Annotated in this window: 1 protein-coding gene; it reads right to left on the minus strand. The window is 45.9% G+C overall.

Features of this window, described 5'->3' with window-relative positions; all coding sequences use genetic code 11:
* The coding region (locus tag EIP75_RS24230; protein WP_158622976.1) for a hypothetical protein at window positions 1–592 on the minus strand (592 nt) is incomplete at both ends.

The raw sequence follows: 592 nt of genomic DNA on the forward strand, positions 1-592 counted from the left end.
GGCGGCTACTTGATTTTCCCAGTTGGATCTGATCTTATTGACACATTCGCTGCTAGCTACCACCGCATCATTCAAAAGAGACGAGATTGCGGCAAGAGCTTGAGTGATTGTCTGGTCGATATTGACTAGTTCTCCATTAACGCAGACGCGGACTTGGAGAAGATTCAATGGGTTCAATACTACGCATTTGGGGAGAACATTTGCTAGGTTTCCTTGAACCAAGGCGAGTTGGTTCAGTTTGACTCTAGCTTGTCCTAATTGTGGAAGTACTCTACATGATTGAATTTCTGATTGGTTCAATGCAGACACACTAGCACCTACAGCTGAGACACACGAATCGATATTTTTTCCTGCTGCCTTGGCTTCGGCTACTGCTGCATCTACCACGTTGCTCAATTGCACAAGGAGGTCGGTGATGTTCGAGGTCCCGATGGCGATATTGGCTTCCACAGCTCCATTACTCTTGCCAAACTGCATATTGCTGAGGCCAACATTGATTCCTAATGATCTTTGACGCTCTCCTATCAGTGCTGATAATGCTGCATTGATATCAACAGTCTGAGATGCTGCGACCTGTAAAAAGGCCACAACT

This window comes from Aquabacterium soli, from assembly GCF_003933735.1.
Classification (GTDB): Bacteria; Pseudomonadota; Gammaproteobacteria; order Burkholderiales; family Burkholderiaceae_C; genus Aquabacterium; species Aquabacterium soli.